The 24,515-nt window shown below is 39.6% G+C and carries 13 protein-coding genes; 8 read left to right on the forward strand and 5 right to left on the reverse strand.

Translation table 11 applies throughout. The annotated features are described in order from the left end of the window. The first annotated feature begins 80 nt into the window (after positions 1–80). A complete protein-coding gene (locus IM676_RS13915) occupies positions 81–1,199 on the forward strand; it encodes a geranylgeranyl reductase family protein (RefSeq protein WP_200987449.1) in 1,119 nt (372 codons plus the stop codon). Between the two features lie 244 nt (positions 1,200–1,443). On the opposite strand, the gene bchB is transcribed toward IM676_RS13915, so the two are convergent. From bchB to IM676_RS19870, 5 genes are all read right to left on the reverse strand, one after another. Next, positions 1,444–2,970 carry a ferredoxin:protochlorophyllide reductase (ATP-dependent) subunit B gene (gene bchB, locus IM676_RS13920; protein ID WP_200987450.1) on the reverse strand — a complete coding sequence of 509 codons (1,527 nt, stop codon included), beginning with the start codon at positions 2,968–2,970 and terminating at the stop codon, positions 1,444–1,446. Between the two features lie 734 nt (positions 2,971–3,704). After that, on the reverse strand, positions 3,705–4,436 hold the full coding sequence (locus IM676_RS13925; RefSeq protein ID WP_225880368.1) for a DevA family ABC transporter ATP-binding protein: 732 nt from the start codon (positions 4,434–4,436) through the stop codon (positions 3,705–3,707). 93 nt (positions 4,437–4,529) lie between these two features. Further along, positions 4,530–5,702 carry an ABC transporter permease DevC gene (gene devC / locus IM676_RS13930; RefSeq protein ID WP_200987451.1) on the reverse strand — a complete coding sequence of 391 codons (1,173 nt, stop codon included), beginning with the start codon at positions 5,700–5,702 and terminating at the stop codon, positions 4,530–4,532. A gap of 91 nt (positions 5,703–5,793) precedes the next feature. Then, positions 5,794–6,987, reverse strand: coding sequence for an ABC exporter membrane fusion protein (locus tag IM676_RS13935; protein WP_200987452.1), 1,194 nt, complete (start codon positions 6,985–6,987; stop codon positions 5,794–5,796). 170 nt (positions 6,988–7,157) lie between these two features. Next, positions 7,158–7,481 (reverse strand): hypothetical protein, encoded by a 324-nt coding sequence (locus tag IM676_RS19870; protein WP_225880369.1) that lies wholly within the window; start codon positions 7,479–7,481, stop codon positions 7,158–7,160. Between the two features lie 952 nt (positions 7,482–8,433). Between IM676_RS19870 and IM676_RS13940 the strand changes: the two genes are divergently transcribed. From IM676_RS13940 to IM676_RS13970, 7 genes are all read left to right on the forward strand, one after another. Beyond that, on the forward strand, positions 8,434–8,706 hold the full coding sequence (locus IM676_RS13940; protein ID WP_200990215.1) for a hypothetical protein: 273 nt from the start codon (positions 8,434–8,436) through the stop codon (positions 8,704–8,706). 331 nt (positions 8,707–9,037) lie between these two features. Further along, positions 9,038–15,946, forward strand: a complete 6,909-nt coding sequence (locus tag IM676_RS13945; RefSeq protein WP_200987453.1) for a type I polyketide synthase — start codon at positions 9,038–9,040, stop codon at positions 15,944–15,946. A 148-nt stretch (positions 15,947–16,094) separates the two neighbouring features. Continuing rightward, the gene (locus tag IM676_RS13950) at positions 16,095–19,433 is read left to right on the forward strand and encodes a PfaB family protein (RefSeq protein WP_200987454.1); all 3,339 of its coding nucleotides are present in this window, start codon (positions 16,095–16,097) and stop codon (positions 19,431–19,433) included. 116 nt (positions 19,434–19,549) lie between these two features. After that, positions 19,550–21,217: a PfaD family polyunsaturated fatty acid/polyketide biosynthesis protein gene (locus tag IM676_RS13955; RefSeq protein ID WP_200987455.1), complete on the forward strand. Its 1,668-nt coding sequence runs from the start codon at positions 19,550–19,552 to the stop codon at positions 21,215–21,217. Between the two features lie 29 nt (positions 21,218–21,246). Continuing rightward, positions 21,247–22,578: a phthiocerol/phthiodiolone dimycocerosyl transferase family protein gene (locus IM676_RS13960; protein WP_200987456.1), complete on the forward strand. Its 1,332-nt coding sequence runs from the start codon at positions 21,247–21,249 to the stop codon at positions 22,576–22,578. Between the two features lie 63 nt (positions 22,579–22,641). Next, positions 22,642–23,973, forward strand: a complete 1,332-nt coding sequence (locus IM676_RS13965) for a phthiocerol/phthiodiolone dimycocerosyl transferase family protein (protein ID WP_200987457.1) — start codon at positions 22,642–22,644, stop codon at positions 23,971–23,973. A gap of 155 nt (positions 23,974–24,128) precedes the next feature. Further along, on the forward strand, positions 24,129–24,434 hold the full coding sequence (locus IM676_RS13970; protein WP_200987458.1) for a phosphopantetheine-binding protein: 306 nt from the start codon (positions 24,129–24,131) through the stop codon (positions 24,432–24,434). Positions 24,435–24,515 lie beyond the last annotated feature (81 nt).

Raw genomic sequence — 24,515 nt, forward strand, 5'->3', positions numbered from 1 at the left:
TCGGGAAAATATCACTTGAATACAGATAAATAAACATAAAATCCACAATTTACTAATTCGGGGGTAACAATTCAGCCATTATGTACGACACTATCATCGTCGGTGCTGGACCGGCTGGTGCCACAGCAGCATATCATTTAGCCAAGAAAGGACACTCAGTGTTACTTTTGGAAAAGGAATCGCTACCTAGATATAAGCCCTGTGGTGGTGGTGTTTCACCAGCTATCGCCCAATGGTTTGACTTTGACTTTAGCCCGGCAATTTCGGTAAAAGTAGACTCTCTGCGCTTCACTTGGAAAATGGGCGATCCTGTAGAAGCAAAAGTCGTCACAAAAGAACCAATCTGGATGGTAAGACGTGATATTTTTGATAATTTTTTGGTAGAAAAAGCACGAGAACAAGGATGTTCTATCAGTGATAGTACTGAAGTTACAGGGATTGAATTTAAAAATGACTATTGGCAAGTTAACACAGCCAAAGGCCCGGTTACAGGCCGTTACTTAATTGCGGCTGATGGTGCAAAGGGCAACATGGCTAAATGGTTAGGCTTCAAGGACCGCAAACGTACATTGGCCGCAGCTTTGGAAGCAGAAGTTGCTGCTAATGTAGTCAATAAATCCACTGCTCACTTTGAGTTTGGTTTAATTAAAAACGGTTATATCTGGAACTTCCCCAAAGCTGATGGTTATTCAATTGGCGTGGGAACATTTATCGGTGGTAGTCCAGGACAAAACTTTAAGAAAATTTTGGACGAATACGCCCAATCCTTTGATCTAGATATTAAGACTGGTCAGCAATATGGTCATCCCCTTTGTTTGTGGAATGGTGATCAAAAGCTGCATACCCAAAACGCAATTTTAGCTGGGGAAGCTGCTTGTGTAGTTGACCCTATGACGGCCGAAGGTATTCGCCCCTCTATTTTTAGCGCTTTACTGGCCGCGGCGTCAATTGATCAAGCACTTTCTCATGATATCAACGCTTTAGAAAAATACAGCGCCGCTATGAATGAACAATGGGGTAGTGAGATGGCTTGGGCGCAAAAACTGGCCGGCGCATTCTATCGTTTTCCTGCTATTGCTTACAAGGTGGGAGTTAAGCACCCATCCAGTCCTAAAACCATGGTTCAGCTTTTGTCTGGTGAGGTACATTACCGTGAGGTGACGAGACAGGCCTTGAAACGTCTAATTCCTGGTCTGTAAGCTATGGAAAATTCTGTGTTGTTCAATTTAAGTACATGGCTAGGAGGTAATTTTTAACGCAAATGTACGCGAAGGTGTACGCAAAGCTACGCAGAGATTGATTTTGTCAGATATCAGTGCAAAGCCAATCCCTGGCTTGAGATATGGGGATTAAGTACTGGCTATTTTATGGCGCCCTCTCCGGTGGGGAGAGGGCGGATGAAGATGTTTTAATGGCTGTGGGATCTGTTTAACGGCATTTTGACTAAGCGCCTACAGCTTCTTTAGCTGCGTACAGCACTTCGGCGTTTATCTGTTTTAATCCGCGCTCACGAGCGAATTTTTCGGTGTTGCGCTTGACTTTACCACGTACAAATCCAGGAATTTTGTTGAGTTCTGCTTGACCGTCTTTAGTCCAGTTCAGGTCGGAGTCCGCAGAAATTCCTTTGGTAATTACTTCTTTGGTGTCGTGTCCCCCAAATATTTCTAATAGGTGGTCTTCCATTCCTAGGGTAAAGGAGTTATAAATCAAGTCTGTGATCTGATTTGTACCTTCGTAACCTAAAAATGGTTTGTAACCGATAGGGAAGTTCTGTACGTGTATGGGTGACGCAATGACACCACAAGGAATATCTAAGCGTTTACCAACGTGGCGTTCCATTTGAGTCCCAAAAATGGCCGCGGGTTCGACACGGGCGATCGCATCGCCAATTTCTCCGTGGTCGTCAGTAATCAACACTTCATCACAATATTCACTCACCTGTTCCCGGAACCAGTCAGCATCATATTTACAGTAGGTTCCCGCCCAGACAACGTGAATCCCCATTTCCCGTGCTAAAATCTTCGTGATTCCGGCTGCGTGGGTATTATCACCAAACACTACAGCTTTTTTACCGGTCAAATTTTGACAGTCGATAGAACGGGAGAACCAAGCCGCCTGAGACACATGGAGAGTTTGTTCATTGATAAAGTCTTCGTAGTCTGTCTCCGCACCCTGGGCGTTAATAACCTGCTGAATCTTGCGGATACACCGAGCAGTTTCCACTACCCCCATAGGGGTGATGTCTACATAAGGGGTTCCAAATTGGTCTTCTAGGTAAGTAGCAGTGGCTAAACCCAGTTCCCGATAAGGAATTAGGTTAAACCAGGCTTGGGGCAATTTTTTCAAGTCATGAACCGTAGCACCTTCGGGAATGATCGTATTGACTTCAATTCCCAAATCCGCCATTAACCGCTTCAGTTCCGTACAGTCATGGTTATTATGGAAACCAAGAGTAGAATTACCAATGATGTTAACAGACGGTTTTGTGGTTTTCCCTTGGGGTAATTCGCCCCGCTTCCTGGCTTTTTCAATGTAGTATTGCACGATTTGGTGCAGGGTGCGATCGGCGGCTTGTAGTTCGTTAAAACGGTAGTGGTTGACATCCGCTAACATGACATCTCCTTTAGCCTCCAGCTGCGCCCGCTCGACAAAATTGTGCAGGTCTTCTTGTAGGATGCTAGAGGTGCAGGTGGGAGTTAACACAATTAAATCCGGGTGTTCTTCGGTATCTTTACGGGTGATGTTATCTACTACCTTTTCTTGAGAACCCCTTGCTAAAACATTGCGGTCAACTACACTAGTGGTCACCGGGGTGAAGTTTTTCTCCCGCGATAACATGGAGCGCATGACGTTAAAATAATCATCGCCTAATGGGGCGTGCATAATCGCATGAACGTTTTTAAATGAACTAGCTACCCGCAGAGTACCAATGTGGGCAGGGCCTGCATACATCCAGTAAGCCAATTTCATGACTGTGTTCTCCCTTTTCTACTTCAATAATTATGAGTGCATGATGATTAAATCGCTTCTGATTGTCTCAAAACTTTGGATTGAGTGAGAAATAGGAATTTTGGGTGGTTGTGCTGGTGGTGAATAGCTCAAACCTATTTGCTGATTGGGATTTAGCCCCTGTTTTCACTCGTGTTCCTATGGGTTAATTAAATAACTCTTAATGATTTGATAAATATTTTTATCAATTTTTGTTAATTATGTTGATGATTAAATTTATCACAAAAATTGTGATAAATTAATACGTGTATTTGTTCCATAGGAATAGGAATGTGGGCGACTGTTATTTGACCAAAAAACCAGACCTGAGCCAATGACTTGGTGGTATGGGGATAAGTCGGTAAGCGACTTTAGTCGCAGTTAGGCTATTGCACAATTTCAGTTAAAGTCGTATTATTGAAAGTTACCCAGTAAAAACAACCATCTGCGTAATGATTCATCCTAGTACGGATAAATCCCGGCAACGGACATATCTAACTTAGTTTGGAATGGTTAAAGGGCAAATAATGGCAGGATGTTGAGCGTACCTAAATGGCGTTGTGATGGAATCACCAAAGCAAACAAAAATTCAAAAGTAAGCGTAAGAGCAACTACCGTTGCTTGAGTGTCTAGGATGTCTTTGATAGCACCATTGAATGGTTATTTGTGGACTCTTCAAGAATACCCTGCCTTCTAGGCATAGTGAGTACCAACCCCTATACAAGAGTTGGATTACACAGGACTTCTTTAATTAATCGACCATCTTCCATATTAATGATCCTGTCTGCTATATCTAAGATGCGGTTGTCGTGAGTGACCATTAAAATGGCACAGTTCTGTTTCCTAGCCAATTCTTGCATCAGGTTGACCACTTCTCGCCCAGATTTACTATCTAAGGCGGCGGTCGGTTCATCAGCTAAGACTAATTTGGGATGACCAACTAAAGCCCGAGCGATCGCTACCCGTTGTTTTTGGCCTCCCGAGAGATTTGATGGATAGTAATTGACTCTATCTGCCAATTTTACAGCATGGAGCATAGCTTCTGATTGACAACGAGCTTCGGTTTCGGAAATGTTTTTGTGTAACTCCAGTGTCATTTGAACGTTTTGTCTAGCTGTTAAAAAATCTAATAGGTTGTGCGCTTGAAAAATATAGCCAATATGACGACGTACTCTTACTAATTCCTCATTGTTAGCTCCATAAAGTTCTTTTCCTAGGAATTTGAGACTTCCACTTTGAATAGAGCGTAATCCACCAATTAAAGTTAGTAATGTCGTTTTTCCTGACCCTGAAGGACCAGTTAAAATTATAATTTCTCCAGGTGGAATAGCCAAATTAATATCAAACAAAATCTGATGTTTTATAGATTTTTGACAAAAGTATTGGTTAAGGTTCTGGATTTGCACAATATAGTGTTTTCTCATCGGCTGAAGTCCCAATTTATCCATCGACTACCATCCTATTGTATCGGCAGTTAATATTTTGACTGTATTTTATTTACAGATAGGCTTAGATTGTGTCTTACCTCCAAATTAGTGAAATTAAAAGATATCGGCTGGATCTACATTTCGCAGCTTGCTTGTAGATAAAAATCCAGATAATAAGCACATGAAAATGGCTAAAATAAACACAAAGATTGACCTTTCTAAATTCATCATTACAGGTAACTTTGTAGCATTCTTGGCTAAATCATATAAACCTACAGATATAGCAAAACCTGGAATATAGCCCAAAGATGCTAAAATTAAAGCTTGTTGGAAAACCATAATCAAGAGGTATGTGTTCTTAAAGCCCATAGCTTTGAGTGTGGCATACTCAGCTAAGTGATTAGAAATATTACTATAGAGAATTTGATAGACAACAATTACACCAACGACAAAACCCATAATTACCATAAAGTTGAACACAAAACCAATAGGTGTTCTCAAACTCCAATAGTCTTTTTCTAAATTAATAAAATCATCCCTATCAATTACTATTACATCTTTAGGTAACTTGGTTTGTAAATTGGCTAAAACTTCTTGAGGGTTAGCATCAGACTTGATTTTGATTATACCTATATCTATATTTTGTACAGAACGTCCTTGAAATATCCGCAAAAAAGTTGAGGTGCTAACTATTAAATTTCCATCCACTCCAAAGGAGGGTCCTAAATTAAATAAACCTCCTACTTTAACTCTATAACCAACTAAGTCAACGTAGCCAAATATTTCAATTTCTACAGTTTTTCTCCGCTCAAATTCTTGAGGAATAGGACCAAATTCTGATCGAGAAGCTCCGTCAAATAACACCTGATCAGGAAGTTTTAGTAAATGAAGATTTTCTTTAATATTGGGCAAATTGAAAATTGATTTTACTGGTTCAAAACCCAGGACATATATTGGGTATTTTAGACCAGTTTCGGGATTTTTAACTTTAGCAAACTGTACATATAAAGGAGTTACAGATTCTATACCTTCAAAACCTAAAATCCGGTATAAACGTTGGCGGGGAAAACTTTGATTAGATGTCAATGATTGATATTGAACACTAATTAAAAATAGGTCTCCGTCTAGATTTTTATGTAGTTGTGTAGCACTTGCATACAGTGCATCTTGGAAACCAATTTGCAGAAACATCAGCACACATACAAAAGCAATTCCCGCTAATGCGACAATAAAACGAACTCTTTGTCTAGCTAATTGTAACCAGGCTAGAGGTATATTGAGAATCATCTAGAGAACCTCAAGTGTAAGATCATTTGCGGTGTTCCCTTATCATAACGACATTTTTAATGTCAACTTAGTTATACAGACAAATTTGTACTTATATGTCAATGATTACCTGTACTTGTAAGTCAGTTAAGGTTGTAACCTGTTGGTTCTCAGGTATATAGTCAAGTCGGATTTTGACATCAACTACTTTGTTGTCTGTATTCACTTGGGGATTGAGATCAAAAATATTTTGTCTAGTAACTTGTAAACCAATATCTGTGACTTCTCCGCGTAATTCTCCCGGAAAAGCATTACTAGTAATGGTGGCGGACTGACCTAGGCGCACTTTGTGAATATCAGTTTCATAGACTTCTGCAACTACATACATTTGTTGTGTGCGCCCTAACTCAGCTATTCCAGTGTTGCTAATAATTTCTCCAGGACGAGTGTTAATTTTTAGCACTTGGCCATCGATAGGCGATCGCACTGAGGTTAAATCCCATTCTGCTTGAGCTTGTTTGACTGAAGCGATCGCACTCTCAACATCAGTTTGTGCGGCTTGGATATCAGTGGGACGGACTTCGGTAATACTTTCGAGTCTAGCTTCAGCTTCCTTTAACTGTTTTTGCAAAGTTTCTACAGTCCGATTAAAAGTAGCTTCAGCTTCATTGAGTTGTTGTCGCATAACATCAACTCGTAACTGCTTGCTCTGGGCGTCGGAAGCTGATATTGCACCCTCTTCATATAACTTTTGATATCGTTCATTTTCACTTTCCGCATTACGCAACTGGGCTTCTAGACGAGCAATTGTGGCTTTTTGTCCGGAAATTTCTCCCCTCAACTGGGCTTCTAGACGAGCAATTGTGGCTTTTTGTGCAGAGATATCTCCAGCTTTTGCTCCTGCTTTTACCTGATGGACAACAGCTTGAGCAACTAAAACTTGTTTTTGGGCCTTTTCTAAAGCTGCAAGTCGAGGGTGGTAATTGTCAAGAATTGCTACCACTTGTCCTTGAGACACCCAATCTCCTTGATTAACCAAGAGTTTGGCTACTCGCACCCCAGTTTGAGAATTAGGCGCAGATAAACGAATAACTTCGCCTTGAGGCTCTAAACGTCCTAAAGCAGCAACAGCAGTTACAGTAGGGGAACTGCTGGGTATAATCGCAGGTTCCAATCTATAAGTTGAAGGATTTTCCCAAAAGCTATAGAAAGAAATTGTCCCCGTAGCTACAGCTACAGAAATTGCCAAGAATATTGACAACTGACTTATAGGTTTTGTAAATAAGTCCTTTTGCTTGGGTACCATAATCACTTTTTTCTCAGGTAGAGACATCTAGAAGTTCTTGATATCTTTTGTCTGAGAAGATATACGATAGTGGTCGTATATCTTCTCAGCTGGTGGATAATCAAGATAAAACTATGGAAGACATGAGCAGCATCAGCCTTTAGTAAAGCTATTTGCTACTTCGGAAATTGTTACTTGTTAATCACTGCTTCTTGTTGGTTTTTCAAAATTGCTAAGTATTCACGCCGTGTTCCATCTATCCGGTAATGGTCGCAAATTTTGCAGAGTTTCAAAACATCTAATCGACTGAATAGTTTTTGATGCTGAATCTTATTATCAGTTCTCCATCGCCAAAAAGTCGTCCGATCAATACGACGGTTACTTTCGGGCCATCTTCGTCTAGATAAGAAATCTATTATTTCTTGTTCATAAAACGAGTAACCCTTTGGCAATTTTAGAAGTTCTTCTCTTAACTCAATTAGCGGTATGAGTGGATCTAACTCAGATAGTCTCATGCCAGCAATCCTTTATAGTTTCTTGTCCGTCTAATGATGTAGAATACTTGATGCAGCACGGTTTAATTATATGCAAGTGCATTGTGTTACTACGTGAATTTCCCTGAATAGAGATAGGAGATCATGAAGTAATTGTATATCTCTGTATTTCTCTAATTGGAAATTCAACAGATTTGATTACCTTTTATATCACCTAGAATAAACATCTAGATACTCAATTGCAACCCATACGCAACATATTACAGAATAAATTTTAAAATAAAAAAGTGGCAATTTGGCATTGAGTTAGTGTGGATAAAGCTTATGCAAAAAAAAACCTGATAAATAAAAACTAATTCTGTCAAAAATAATTCTTCAGTATTTAGGGCAATATCTTTTTACTTAGAAGGTATACTTGTTATTAAATAAATATAAATCTGCAGGATAAAAATAATGATTTTAGCAAAAAACGACAAATATACAATATTTATGGCAATTTTCAAGTAGATATAATACTGCTTGAGAGGCATAGGGATGTTGGCCAAGGTGAATGTGGTACAAATAAATTAAAAGTCCCATATATCTCTGATTATAGCGATTCTTACGATCTTTATATCTTAATTTTGTAGTCATTCACGCATCAAGTACTAACGTCTATCTTAGAATAGTAAGCTTTATGACAATATATCAAAAATAATCCTTTTAGCTTGAATCAATCTTTAGGCAGATGTAAAAAATACTTAGATAAAATAAATATTCAAACAGTAATATTTTTCATATATATATTTATACTGACATACAACAGTCAACTTAGAACATGAACTATAAAAAATATAATCTATGCAATTTATATGCAATTTATACCAATAAAAGTTTACTCTATGACATACTAGTAGATCAGAGATTAAATAATTATTGAGTTCATAGTTACTGCCCTTCTAAGAGCATAGACAACATGAGATTACAGCGATTCATGCTCTCCTTACCAAGTTTTGATAATCAGAGGCTAATTTTTCATGCAGCTCGCCAAACTCTTCGCAAAGCTGAAATGGCACGCCTAGCGGTACATGAATGGCTCAATCAGCATGATTTTGAACTAGAAGAGTGGAAAAATAAAACCGCTTCGGAGCTTGGTATGAGTATTAGTGAGCTAGAGCAGAAATTATTGGTTGCTAATCAGAAACAGGCAATGAAAAGAAAACAAAGTAATCATGAGGATTCACAAAATAATTCTTCAATAAGTTGATTCTGGGCAATTATAACCATATGACTAATAAATGACGTCCTGCAACAGTCATGGTTAATTACTATTGCATCTATGCTCTAAATATAGAGTTTCATATAAGTTGTAATCAAGAATCAAGCATTCTAATATAGCAGCAATTAGCCAATTGATTGATGTGCATCAGACTGATACTCATATATTCAAATGTCCGAAGTATTTCAATTTACATATATCTGCTGTTGATGGTTGAAGAATAATATTGTCGGAGATAGATTATTACCAATTCTATGATTGACAGAATCATACTCTGAACGTATCTACATTTGACAAGCAAAATAGTTAACGTCAAGTCATGGCTGCTCCTACAATTGAGGATCAATTACAACACCTGCAAGAAGATATCAGCAATTGTGAAAATTTTGTGCTTCAGCTCATACAGGAAAAGAACATCATGGTGAAAAATGTACCACTCAAGACTAGGGAAATAAACACACAACTGCAACACACCCCAATTGCCATCATCGGTATGGCTTCTATATTTCCCCAAGCCAAAAACTTAGAGGAATATTGGCAAAACATTATTCACAAAGTTGATTGTATTACTGATGTTCCACCTTCGCGCTGGAGCATAGATGATTATTATGACCCTAACCCCAGAACACCTGACAAAACCTACTGTAAACGGGGTGGATTTATCCCAGAAATTGATTTCAATCCTATGGAATTTGGGCTACCACCCAACATCTTAGAAGTCACAGATATTTCCCAGTTGTTAGGGTTGCTGGTGGCCAAATCTGCCATAGAAGATGCTGGCTATGGTGAATCTGGAAATCGTCATATCTACGATAGACTTCGCGATCGCACCGGTGTAGTGTTAGGTGTAGCCCTGGGTAGACAATTAGCATTACCACTTAGTTGCAGAATGCAGTATCCCATTTGGGAAAAAGTTCTCAAGAGTAGTGGGTTATCTGATCAAGATAGCCAAAGCATAGTTGAGAAAATTAAAAGCGCATATGTGGAATGGAATGAGAACGCCTTTCCAGGAATGCTAGCCAATGTCATTACCGGTAGAATTGCCAACCGCCTAGATTTGGGGGGAATGAACTGTGTAGTTGATGCTGCCTGTGCTAGTTCCTTGGGTGCAGTCAAAATGGCAATTAGTGAACTAGTTGAGCATCGAGCCGACATGATGCTGACTGGTGGAGTGGACACAGATAACTCAATTATGGCTTATATGTGTTTCAGCAAAACTCCGGCTGTTTCCCCCAGCGAGAATGTCAAACCATTCGATATCAACTCTGATGGTATGATGCTGGGTGAAGGTGTGGGGATGTTGGTACTTAAACGCCTACAAGATGCCGAGGCAGACAATGACCGCATCTATGCAGTCATTAAAGGTATTGGCAGTTCCAGCGATGGTCGATATAAAAGCATCTATGCACCTCGTCCAGAGGGTCAAATTAAAGCCATACAGCGTGCTTATGAAGATGCAGACTGTTCCCCTGTAACTGTGGGTTTAATTGAAGCCCATGGTACTGGGACTCTAGCCGGAGATCCCACAGAATTTTCTGCTATCAAAGCAGTTTTTGGGGAAAATAACCCCAAAAAACAGTATATTGCCTTAGGAAGCGTCAAATCACAGATTGGACATACAAAGGCAGCCGCAGGTGTGGCAAGTCTGATTAAAACAGCCTTGGCTGTCCATCATAAAGTATTGCCACCCACAATTAACATTACTCAACCCAACCCTAAACTGAATATTGAAGATTCTCCGTTTTATTTAAATACACAAACCAGACCTTGGATAACCAGCAATGACCAACCAAGAAGGGCGGGAGTTAGTGCTTTTGGCTTTGGTGGGACTAACTATCACGTGGTTTTAGAAGAATACAAAAATGAACATAACCACCCTTATCGCATACATCATGGCTCCGATTCAATACTGATATCAGGGGAAACACCAACACAGCTGTTATCGCGCTGTCAAGAAATCCAACATCAACTACAATCCCATGGGGGAGAACAGTATTATCAAGAATTGATTGCGAATACTAAAACTTTAGAAATAGCAATCACAGATGCCAGAGTGGGGTTTGTTGTCGATTCTGTGACTCAAGCTCGTGAGTTGTTGCAGAAAACCATTGACCAGCTCAAAAAGAATTCCCTAGCAGAATCCTGGGAATATCCCCAAGGAATTTACTATCGCAAAACAGGTATCAGCAAAGATCAAAAAATTGTAGCGCTTTTTTCCGGTCAAGGCTCACAATACTTAGAAATGGGTCGGGAACTGGCAATTAACTTTCCTTGCTTACGACAGACTTATGCTCAGATGGACAGGCTGTTATGCCAAGAGGGTTTACAACCCGTCTCAGAGGTTGTATTCCCAGCGCCTGTATTTCGCCCCGAGCAAAAATCAGCCCAGATGTCAGCCTTACAGCTGACACAATACGCACAGCCGGCGATTGGGGCCTTTAGTACAGGTCTATACAAGATATTACAACAAGCGGGCTTTAAACCAGATATAGTTGCTGGACATAGCTTCGGAGAGCTTTCTGCTCTATGGGCTGCGGGAGTTCTCAGGGAGTCAGATTATTGTTTCTTAGTCAAAGCTCGGGGTCAAGCTATGGCTACACCCAAAGACTCTAACTCTGATACTGGCACAATGCTGGCTGTAAAAGGGGATGTGAGTCAGGTGAAAAAACTGATCCAAAATTTCTCTCAAGTTTATATTGCTAACTTGAATTCCCATCAACAGATGGTGCTAGCAGGGACAAAAGCTGAAATTGCTAAAGTTGAAGAGACTCTTAACACCCAAGGGTTTCATACAGTATTGCTGAAAGTTTCGGCAGCTTTTCATACACCTCTTGTGGATTATGCACTCCAACCTTTTGCTCAAGCTATTGAAAAAGTGAGTTTGCAGTCACCACAAATCCCCGTTTACAGCAATTTGACAGGGAAGCCTTACCCCAATCAGCCGAAAGTGATTCAGAACATCCTCAAAGAACATCTGGGGAGTCAGGTGTTGTTTCAAGAGGAGATTTCAAACATTTATGATCAAGGCGGTTATTGTTTTGTGGAATTTGGTCCACGGAACACCCTCACTAATTTAGTGAAAGAGATTCTTGGCGATCGCCCTCATATAGCTGTATCATTAAATGCTAATCCCCAAAAAGATAGTGATCGCACTTTGCGAGAAGCAGTTATGCAATTGCGTGTCGCTGGTTTACCTCTGCTCAACCTAGACCCGTACCAAATAGAGCGCCCAATCCCATCCCCTCAAAATAAAGTCTTAAATGTTCGCTTAAATAGCACTAACTATGTGTCCGACAAAAAGAAACAGTCGTTTGACAGGCTACTACAGAATGGACATCAAGCAAAATTACCCATAACCAATGGTAACTCAGCCCCAGTTACCAACGATCACCCAGAAACACAAAAACTTTTCACCTCTGGGAATTTAAGTCAGAAAACCACATCTACAAACAACGTAGCAGTTAATGGTATTGCCAAATCTATGAAAAACTGCCAATCACACCCACAGGATCAAAACTCAACACCCAGTAATTTAGAAACATTTGCAGATTACCAAAGAGCTATAGACAACTTAGAGTACACCCTCATCCAATTAAATCGCCATCAACGTCACATCTTGGAGGTTCATGAACAGTCTTTAAAGCATCAAACAGAATATACCAAAACCTTTTTCGGGTTGATGCAACAACAGCATATGCTCTGGGGAAATGGTAAATTCATTGAACAACAACCAGAAACCCAGCAACTGGCCATCTCCAGTTCAGAACGTAGCATGATGCGGTTTCACGATCATCAAGCCGACAGTCTCCGCATTCATGAGCAATATCTGAACTATCAGCAAGAATATACTCAGAATTTTTTCCAATTAGTCCAGCAACATCAAGTACCGATCTGCGATCATAGCACTCAAAACAGTTTGAATACTCGGGTGTACCCAGAAGAAAAGCCTATTCCAGTCACAACCCTATCGGCTGTGGCTAAGAAATCAGAGCCAGTTATCACTAACGGTAACGGTAACCCAGCAGCCCCCCGCCCACATCCTACTGCAACTATAGTAGCTACACCACAGCTAGAGATTGATGCACAGACCCTGCAGCCCACCCTGCTGGCCATTGTCAGTGATAAAACGGGCTACCCCAGTGAAATGCTAGAGATGTCTATGGATATTGAAGCAGATTTGGGAATTGATTCCATCAAACGGGTAGAGATTCTGGGAGCATTATTAGAGCTATACCCTGATTTACCCCAGCCCAATCCAGAGGAACTAGCACAGCTACGCACCCTCGCGGAAATAGCTGAGTATATCGCAACTATAGTTCCCGGTAACATCAATTTAGAACAGCAAGAAGTTGAACAGTTCAAAACTTCAGCACCAGTCCCTAAAACTATCAATGAGGTATTAGAAGCAGAAAAGCTAAAGGAAGAGACATCTCCGGCATTATCCCCAATTCCAGAGAATCTCAGCCAAATACTCCTCACCATCGTGAGTGATAAAACAGGCTACCCTAGTGAAATGTTAGAGATGTCTATGGATATTGAAGCAGATTTGGGAATTGATTCCATCAAACGGGTAGAGATTCTGGGAGCATTATTAGAGCTATACCCCGATATACCCCAGCCCCATCCAGAAGAAGTGGCCCCACTGCGTACCCTCCAAGAAATAGTTGAGTACATAGAAAAGACCGCCCAAATGTTAGCCACACAGGTACAGGAAAGTCAGATGGAGGAACTCCAGACACAACAAGCTCAAGACTCTTGTTCTCCACATCCTCACTCCCTAATTCGCCGCAGTCCTGTTCAACTCAAATTTCTGCCTCAACCAGATATTTTAGATTTCACCTTACCAGCACAACATATCGCTTTGCTCACTGATGATGGTTCCCCGACCACTACAAAATTAGCTGAGGCTTTGACCAAGCGCGGCTGGAAAACGGTAGTTTTGAGTTTTCCTCAAACCCTAATTGGTAAACAATCGCCTTTACCTTCAGGTATCAATCGCGTCGTGCTGTCAGATTTGAGTGAGCAACATTTACAACAACAGTTAGCCGCCATCGCTTCGGAATATGGTCAAGTAGCTGCATTTATTCATCTCAATCCCCCAAGTCGTGAAGATACAAGTAATCATGTCCGCTACCTGGAAACAGAAAAATCTTTGCTGCGTCACGTTTTTCTCATCGCTAAATACCTGAAAGAATCCTTGAATCAAGCCGCAGAGCAAGGGCGCGGTTGTTTCTTGACTGTGGCTCGTCTGGATGGGGAATTGGGACTGGGATACAAAACTAACTTTGGTGCTATTAGTAGTGGATTGTTTGGACTGACCAAAACCCTAAACCAAGAATGGGAAGGTGTATTTTGCCGAGCTTTAGACATCAGTGCTGATTTAGATGCTCAAACCTCGGTAGAGCATATCCTCGCTGAACTTCACGACCATAACCGATTGGTTGTAGAAGTGGGATATTCTCCACAAGGACGTAAAACCTTAGTCTGTGAACCAGAATTAGATGGGATTTTTGATTCTCCAATCCCCAATCCTCAATCCCAAGTATTTCTAGTGAGTGGTGGTGCAAAGGGAATAACCGCTAAATGTGTGATCTCACTAGCACAGCGTTATCAATGCAAATTTATTCTCCTGGGGCGTTCTGCTGCTGAACCTGAACCTGTATGGGCTGAAGGTTATGTGAAGGAAGCGGAATTGAAACAGCGGATTATGGAGGATTTTGTCGCCCAAGGAGATAAACCTACACCTGGAATGGTGCAGAAGAAATTTCAGAATATTATATCTAGTCGGGAAATAGCTGCCACTTTACAAGCTATTAAGCAGGCCGGTGGACAGGCTGAATATTTGAGTGTGGATGTCACTGATGCGATCGCCCTTTCTGAGCAGGTGAATGCTGCTGTTGAGCGTTTGGGTGCAGTTACGGGTATTATTCATGGTGCTGGTAATTTAGCTGATAAGCGGATTGAGAAAAAAACAGTTCAAGATTTTGAAACGGTTTACGCTGCTAAGGTGAAAGGGCTAGAAAACCTGTTGCGCTGTACCCACGCCAATCAACTGCAATATTTAGTGTTGTTTTCCTCTGTAGTCGGCTTTTATGGCAATGTGGGACAGTCAGATTATGCGATCGCTAATGAAATTCTCAACAAATCAGCCCATCTGTTCAAACATAATTATCCCAATTGTCATGTAGTCGCGATTAACTGGGGTCCTTGGGAAAGTGGTATGGTATCTCCTCAATTAAAAAAAGCTTTTGCGGAACGCAACATCGAGACGATTCCCGTAGAAGTTGGGACGCGTATATTAGTTGAACAACTAGATCAGGTAAATCAAGATACTACACAACTACTAATTGGTAGTCCTCTTATCTACATCCCAAAAACTTTAAACCCAGACTTAAAGACTTTTCGTATCCAACGGCGCTTAACATTAACAGCCAACCCATTTTTATTAGACCACGTAATTGCAGGTAAACCTGTTCTACCCGCTACTTGTGCCCTTTCCTGGATTGCTAATACCTGTGAACAACTTTATCCCGGGTACAAATTCTTTTCTGCCGACAGCTTTAAGGTTTTGAAGGGGATTATCTTTGAAGATAATCAACCCCATGAATATGCTTTAGATTTAGTAGAAATCACTAAATCTGATGGTGACAGAATCGAATTTCAGGCTAAAATCTGGAGTCACAATTCCGGCAAAGTCCGTTATCATTTCAGCGTCAACATCAAATTACAAAGGCAAATCCCAGTACCTCCAACTTATGAAATGTTTAATCAGGAGGTAAAAACACCAGATTTCAACAGCGGATTTTATCAAAATGGGTCATCAAGTTTATTCCATGGTTCTGCTTTCCAGGGCGTACAAAGTGTTTTAAATATTAGCCATGAGAAAATTACTATGGATTGCCTATTAGCTCCCCTAGAAGCAACAAAACAAGGCCAGTTTCCCGTTCAAACATTCAACCCTTATATTGTTGATGTTCAAATTCACCCCCTGTGGATTTGGTCACACCATTTTCACCAAGTAGGTTGTTTACCAGCAGAAATTCATTATTTTGAACAGTTCGTAAACCTCCCATTTGGTGAAAAATTCTACATCTCTTGTGAAGTCAAGTCAAAAACAGAATCCGCAGTGGTTGCAAATGTAATCGTACACGATGACCAAGGAAAAATATATTCTCTTATGCAAGGTGCAAGAGGCATTGTTTTACAAAGACAATTAGCAAAAGTTTAAATACATCAGGACTTACGCAAAACAGAACGAAAGTAGGGGTAATTTATGAATCACCCGTACATCATAACTAGGTTTTTAGTCCAATCTTGCGTAAGTCCTATACATATCTGCAATCCCACAGTCAAATAACAGTTTTAGGAGTCGGGTGATGGAAGAATTAACACGAAATCAAATACCTAAAATAGCGATTGTAGGTATGGATTGCTATTTGGGTGGTAACTGCCACAATTTAGATAGTTTTGAAGAAACTATTTATGAAGGTGAGCAACATTTTGTTCCCCTCCCTGCACAGCGATGGCAAGGAATAGCAAACCAAAAACAGCTACTCAGTAAATATGGTTTTGATGATCGTCAAGCACCATTAGGTGCATATATTCAAAATAGACAACTGCCGTCAGTAGGAGTAGATGAATTTGATCCTCAAAAACTTTTGATGATCCATGTCGCAGATCAAGCTTTGCAAGATGCAGGTCTAGATCCAGGGTCAAGAGTTGCAGTCCTCATTGTTAGTGCCACAAAACTAGTTCTCCCAGAAAGTCCTGTAATCAAATCTCCTGATACTAACAATCAACTAGCTAATTATGTTTCTCACAAGTGCAACTTAACTGGTCCATCATTGACATTTACTGCTGAACAAAAATCTGTTTTCCCAGCCTTGAAAATGGCACAAAAGCTACTTGCTAATCAAGAAGTAGATGCTGTTTTAGTCGGTGCGGTAGAGCTAGCGGGGGATAGTGCGAGTGTTCTACTGCGCAATCAAATCACCCCAGTCAATACAGGGGTTAATACTCTCAGTTACGACCAAAATTCTCATGGCTGGATGGTAGGTGAGGGTGCAGCGGCCATTGTTTTGAAGCTCCACGAAACTGCAAAACGAGATCATAACCGCATATATGCAGCAATTGATGCCCTTGCTATTGTAGAAAATACCACATCTGCAATTAACTCAATTCCTACTCATATCGATGCGGAATCTATAACCCAAGCTTGTCAAGAGGCTTTTGCATTGGCAAAGATCAAACCCACGGACATTAACTATTTAGAGGTTATGGGTAGTGGTATTCCATCACAAGATGAGTCAGAAATTAAGGGTTTGCTCCGGGCTTATGGGACTTGTGAAGCCAGTTTGAGTTGTGCCCTGGGTAGTGCGCAAGCTAATGTTGGACATACCTATGCGGTGTCCGGGCTGGTCAGTATAGTTAAAACTGCACTTTGTCTCTATCGCCGCTATATTCCTGTAGTTCCCCAGTGGTCTAGTCCCAAACTGCCACAGATGTGGCAAGATAGCCCCTTTTATGTAGCCACGGAATCTAAACCCTGGTTATTAGAAGCAGAAGCCACTAAGAGAATAGCTGCTGTCAACGGTATGGAGGTAGATGGCAGTTATGCACATTTGATTTTATCAGAGGAAGTAGGCCAACAGGAACATGACAGGTATTTAGGGCAAATTCCTTATTATTTGTTTGCGATCGCCGCTGATGACCAAGCCAGTTTATTAGATCAGATTTCCACTCTTCAAAACATTATCAGTAATTGCTCCTCCCTAGCTACCGCTGCTAGAGAAACTTTTAGAACTTTTCAAAAGCATCACCACCCCACTTACACCTTGTCTATTCTCGGACGTAATCAAGATGAATTAATGCGAGAAATTGAGCGCTCTTTTCAGGGTGTAAAGATTGCCTTTGAAACAGGCAAAGATTGGCAAACACCAGTAGGTAGTTATTTCACAGCCAAACCACTTGGCAAAGACAATAAAATCGCTTTTGTTTACTCTGGTTCCTTCAATGCTTATGTTGGCATCGCCCGCTACCTCTTCCGCGTTTTTCCCCAAATTTATGATGATTTAGTAAATAGAGGGATTTACAACCGGGCAGCTAATGTAGAGAAATTGCTTTATCCCCGAAGCTTGAAAAAATTATCAAAAAGGGAATTAGAAACTATCGAACAAAAATTGATAGATGATCCAGTTGCTTTACTAGAAGTTGAAGTATACTTTACCGGATTCATAACTGCAATTCTCAAGGATTATTTCCAAATTAAGCCCCAAAGTGCATTTGGATATAGTCTAGGTGAAACTAGTATGATGTTTGCTCAAGGTATTTGGACTAATTTTAAGCAAAGTAGTCAAAACTTGAACTCATCATCTTTGTTTAAAACCAGATTAGCGGGTTGCAAAGATGCGGTGCGGGAGTATTGGGGATTATCTCAAAAGCATAATATCAACGACGAAAATCTCTGGAATAACTATGTTCTATTGTGTCCACCATCTCTTGTTAAGGAAGCTATTAAATCAGAAAATCGTGTTTATTTGACTCTCATAAATACCCCAGAAGAAGTCATCATCGGTGGTGATCCACAAGCCTGTCAGAGAGTGATTCAACACCTTAAATGTAATGCTTATCTCACTCCTCTTAAGCACGTGATTCATTGTGAGCCAATGCGCTCTGAGTATGATGAAATTGCCAGAATTAACACTTTAGCTATTCAAGAAGTCAAGGAAACTATTTTCTATTCCGCAGCCGAATATGAACCCATTACTCTCGAAAGTAATGCTGTTGGTCAAAACATTGCCAAAGGTCTCTGTCAAGAGCTTGATTTTCCTCGCTTAGTTAACCGCGTCTACAATGATGGATCTAAAATCTTTATTGAAGTAGGAGTAGGTAGTAACTGTTCACGATGGATTAGTAAAATACTCCAGGACAAAGAACACTTCACAGTTTCTCTAAATCGAAGAGGTACAGATGATCATATTTCTATTATCAGAGTATTAGCAAAGCTATTGAGTCATAGAGTTGACATGGATTTGTCTCCACTGTATTCTCTCTCTTCCCCTAGTTTCAAGAAAAATCAAATAGTAGAGGAAACTATCACATTAGCTAATCATACCACTGATAACAGATTTATGCGGAATAACCAGCCAGAAATATTACCAGAAAAATATTATACTCTACCCATTAGTCCTCCCAGTCAGCAGTATGAATTACTGGAGTTTAGTCAATCCCAACCCAGATATTCTATGCACAAAAATTCAATCTTAACTGAGGAACCGAGAGTTATGAGTAAGTTAATCGCCAATAACCATCAAACTTCTAGTGTATTGTTGCGCGATCGAGCCAGCACCGACTTGTTAGAGCAGAGTATAAGTTTACCACCCAAGGTCTCTGTTGGCAGCAGCGCCTCGCTATCCCATAGTGTTGAAGTCAATGATACTGTTTTACCTCAAGAAGATAACATTTTTATTGCCGAAGAAAAAAATGACAAAGCATTGTTAAAAAATAACCGTAACCCTGAGATAGCAGTTGATAAAAAACAGCTAGCTAATTTACGCAATTCTCAGTATGAAAATCTGATGAATAATGCTTTTAATATGGCACAAAACCACAAAGCTTTATTAGAAATACGACAGGTATCACTACATCAAATTAGCACCATAATTGACCAACAATTAAACTTATACCGAACATTATTTAACCAATCAAGTGATTAATGCACTCAAATATTTTTCCAAAAGATTAAATAGCTCTGCTACATACCCCCTCAATTAAAGAGGAATTTAGGCTATAATTTCTGAAAATACCGCCAACATATAACCCATTAAATCTGATGCTTACCAATAAATTATTCAACAATAAACGAGTCAATTCACTTCTCAATACATCGATTTTTTTTGTCAGTAAACATCAAGCATGGCATGGTGATATCAACACAATATCATTTGATGGAAATGGTATAAAAGCTAAACTAATTAATTTAGTAAAACCTTGTTTTATTATCAGAGTTGAAGATAAAATTGGCGTCACTAATGAGGGAGAATTACTTCATTCCCCGAATGGCAAAACCGGACAAGAACTGTTAATGTCTGTTCCAAGCGTGCAGATTCAACAGTTAGGCGATCCCAATTTTATAGATTTCCATAATGTTAAATATGCCTATACCACGGGTTCCATGGCTCATGGTATTGCATCTGAAGAATTAGTAATAGCCCTTGGTAAGGAGAAAATTTTAAGTTCATTTGGTGCTGGAGGTTTATCTCCTGACCGTGTGGAAGCAGCCATCAAGCGTATTCAGGAAGCCCTACCCCAAGGTCCTTACGCTTTTAACTTACTTCATAGTCCCAGTGAACCTTCCATTGAACGGGGTATCATTGATTTGTATTTGAAACATCAAGTTAGAACAATAGAAGCATCTGCGTTTTTAGATTTAAGTGAAAACATTGTCTACTACCGGGTTGCAGGACTAGGGTTAAATGCAGCTAATCAAATCGAAATCAAAAATAAAGTCATTGCCAAAGTTTCTCGCCCAGAAGTCGCCAGAAAATTCTTAGAACCTGCTCCTGTAAAAATTCTCAAAAAATTACTACAGCAAGGTCTAATCAGTGAATTACAAGCAACTCTAGCTGCAAAAATTCCCATGGCTGATGATATTACTGTGGAAGCAGATTCTGGCGGACACACAGATAATCGTCCTTTAGTTTGTCTGTTACCATCCATGCTGGAATTAAGAGATCAAATTCAAGGCCAATATGGTTATGAAAGACCAGTGAGAATCGGAGTAGCTGGAGGAATTGCCACTCCACAATCAGTATTAGCCGCTTTTATGATGGGTGCTGCTTATGTTGTTACTGGTTCCATTAACCAATCCTGTGTTGAAGCTGGAACTTCTCAATATACTAAACAATTACTAGCTCAGGCAGATATGGCTGATGTAATGATGGCTCCAGCAGCAGATATGTTTGAAATGGGAGTAAAATTACAAGTTCTCAAAAGAGGAACCCTATTTCCTCTGCGAGCACAAAAACTTTTTGAGTTATACAAAAATTATGATTCAATCGAAGAAATACCTTTGACTGAAAGAGAGAAAATAGAAAAGCAAATCTTCAGAAATAGTTTAGATAGCATTTGGCAAGAAACAGTTAATTATTTATCTGAACGTAATCCGGAAAAACTGTATAAAGCCGCCAACAATCCCAAGCTGAAAATGGCTCTAATTTTTCGCTGGTATCTAGGATTGTCTTCTCGTTGGTCTAACTCTGGTGAGAAGGGTCGAGAAATTGATTATCAAATCTGGTGTGGTCCATCCATGGGCAGTTTCAATAACTGGGTAAAAGGGTCTTACTTAGAGGATTTAAATAACCGCAAAGTAGTGGATGTTGCCCATCATATGATGATAGGAGCAGCATTTTTATACAGATTACAAAACCTCAAGGTTCAAGGATTGCAAATCCCCGACTCTTATACTCAATATCACCCAGTTATTTATAGTCAGCTTTAAGGATTGCTGATCGGAAAACTCTAGAAAAAATGATTAATAATAGAAAACTGGGATGTCTTGAGCAGGCCATGGAAAACCTAAATAGGCGTGCTAAAACCTGGAACATAGTCACTATTAGCCGCATCAAAGGGCCTCTCAGGGAGGGAATTATAAGAGAGGCGTTAGATATGATTCAAGACCGTCACCCCCGACTTAATTCCCACATTGTTAGTGTGAGAAATACTCTGCACTTTCAAACCGAAGGAACGGCAAAAATTCCTTTGCGTGTTGTAGAAAAATTGGCTCATGAGCAATGGACAGAGGTTGTTGAAGAAGAAATGAACCAGGAAATTGATAGCTGTGAGTGTTTGATGCGATCCGTACTGGTTCATATCCAGAGCCACAGCTATGACAATTATCTGATCACAACATTACATCATGCTGTTGCGGATGGTTTATCATCCATGGGTCTACATTCAGAAATCTTGACTTATTGTCAGCAAATTGTTTCTGGAAAGCTCATTTACCTTACTAGTTTACAACCACTACAACCTATAGAAGCACTGCTACCCAGATGGACACAGAAGTTAACAGGTAAAATTAGCAGTACACTGTTGTTATTGAAATTGGGTGTACAAAAAATTTGGCATCGACCACAAACATTAGGGTTTGATAAATATGTCCCCATTGCCCAACGTCGTTGTAATATTATTCATAGGCAACTTGATCAACAGTTAACTCAACAGTTAGTTAATAATTGTCGGCAAGCAAACATCACAGTTAATAGCGCTTTATGTGCGTTGATGATGCTAATAATTGCCAAGAAAATCACTAGAAATAGAACAAAAAACATCAGAGTAAACTGCTTATCTTATTTTGATGTGCGCAGACATTTAGAACCAAAAATTAGTGATCAGGACATGGCTGTGTTAGCTTCATCTATTATGGAATTTTATACCATACAGACCGATACATGTTTCTGGGAATTAGCGCGTGAAGTAAAACAAAAGTTGGAAGCTAGTACAAAGCGCAATGATATCTTTAAAATGATATTAATTGCCAAGCATCTCATAAATTATTCTTTAACCTACCCGAAGCAAGTAGCCGCCACAGTATCCCTATCTAATGCTGGTAGAGTCAATATTCCCAAACTTTATGGTGAATTTGAACTAGAAGAAATCAGTTTTCTTGGTTCTCATGCTTTATATGCAGGTATGTTTATTACTCATGCTTCAACTTTTGAAGGAAAGATGCTCTTGAATTTTGTATTTTCTGAACCTGCAATTAGTCGCCAGAATATGGAGACTCTTGTAAATGAATTGATCTCGGACATTATTTATGTGTCTGAGTTAAAGTTTGTACCAAGTTTAACTAAACGTTAATCTGGATTTATCTGACTACTGAGCAAACAGTCAAAAACCCTAAATTTCAACCCTTATAAAAAAATGAGTGACAACCGAAAGTTGGGAAGAACTGAGCAGGTTATGGAACAAGTCAATAGACGTGCTAAGACCTGGAATATAGTTACTATTAGCCGCATCAAAGGATTTCTGAGTGCAGAAATCCTCAGACCCGCTCTAGATATGATTCAGCATCGCCACCCTCGACTTAATTCCAGGATTGTCTATTATAAGGACAGTCTTTATTTTCAAACTGAAGGAACAACACAGATTCCTTTGCGTGTTATTAGAAATTTTGATGATGAACAATGGGAAGAAATTGTTCGTGAAGAGATGAACATGGAAATTGACAGTAGTAAATGTCTGCTCCGAGCGGTGCTGGTTCACATCGAGAGTCAGAGCAGTGTATATCTGATGACCACGGTACATCATGCAGTAGGGGATGGGTTATCATCTGTCCAACTTCATTCCGAAATTTTGACTTATTGTCAGAAAATTGTATCCGGCGACTCCATTCATCCCGTTCATAGCTTATTTCCACTTCCACCGATAGAGGAACTATTACCCCCGCAAACAAAAGGGTTAAAAGGTAAAATATCTAGTATGTTGTTTTTGTTGCGATTAGGACTTAAAAAACTTTTTTTTAATCCAAAAACATTAGGTTATGAAAAATATGTACCGATTGAGCAGCGTTATTCTAATATTATTCATAGAGAGCTTGAACCACATATAACCCAACAGTTAGTTAATTGCTGTCGCCAAGAAAAAACAACAGTAAACAGTGCTTTATGTGCTGCAATGATGTTGGCTGTTGCCAGTAAAATGGAGACAGTTAGTGGAAAGAAAATTTGTATGAATTCTCTATTAGCTGTTGATTTGAGAAAACGTTTGGAAAATAAAATTAGTAATCATCATATGGCTGTGTTGGTCTCAAATATTATAGGCTTTCATACCCTAGAAGCCAACAAGTCCTTCTGGGAATTAGCAAGGGAGGTCAAGCAAACTGTTGAAACTAGTATTAAGAGGGGCGATATCTTTAAAACTATCTTAGTAGCACAGCATATGATCAACTTTTGTTTTACCTACCCTCAGAAATTAGTTGGTACGGTGTTACTATCAAATATTGGTCAGGTGAACATACCTGAAGTTTACGGTAAATTTGAATTAGAAGAAATTAGTTTTGCTAGCTCCCAGTCTTTGTACACAGGTATGTTCATGAGCCATACGGCGACTTTTAGAGGTAAAATGCTGTTGAATTTCGTGTTTTCTGAGCCTTCAATTAGCCGGGATAATATGGAAGAGATTGTAAATAATTGTATGCTGTATCTTATCCACGTATGCCAGTTTAATATTGAGGATAGATTAATGATTGTCTAAATTGGAAAATTCCTATTTTTATTCAGAGAGTAGTTGATAATTTCTCCTGAATAATGGCGGTATCTGAATTTTTTTGACTATTTTTAGATTAATAATGTATGACTTTTTTTGATTCATGTCATTAGTATCTATTGAGTATTTATCGCGAGGAAAAAATGAACGGTTTTACTCCTAATTCTATTGGTAGAGAATCCTATACTGCCAAAACCATTGAAGCTTGGCTAGTATCTCAAATTGCTGAACAATTGAGTATTCAACCTGAGGAAATAGATGTTAAAGAACCTTTAGATAGCTACGGTTTGGACTCAGCCCAGGCTGTTATTTTGGCAAATAAAGCAGAGAAATTACTGGGATTTAAGCTGTCTCCTCTGTTGTTGTGGTATTACCCCACTATTGCATCACTGGCTGAACGTGTAGCGGAAGACTTAGAAAGTTCTGATTCGGAGATATTTCATATTTAATTGGACTTACACAAGTATTAGATAAAACTCCAATTCTTTCTTGAAAATAATTAATCTGTAGAAGATTTGATAGGAATAAAA

Origin of the sequence: Anabaenopsis elenkinii CCIBt3563, from assembly GCF_015245355.1 — a bacterium.
Classification (GTDB): domain Bacteria; phylum Cyanobacteriota; class Cyanobacteriia; order Cyanobacteriales; family Nostocaceae; genus Anabaenopsis; species Anabaenopsis elenkinii.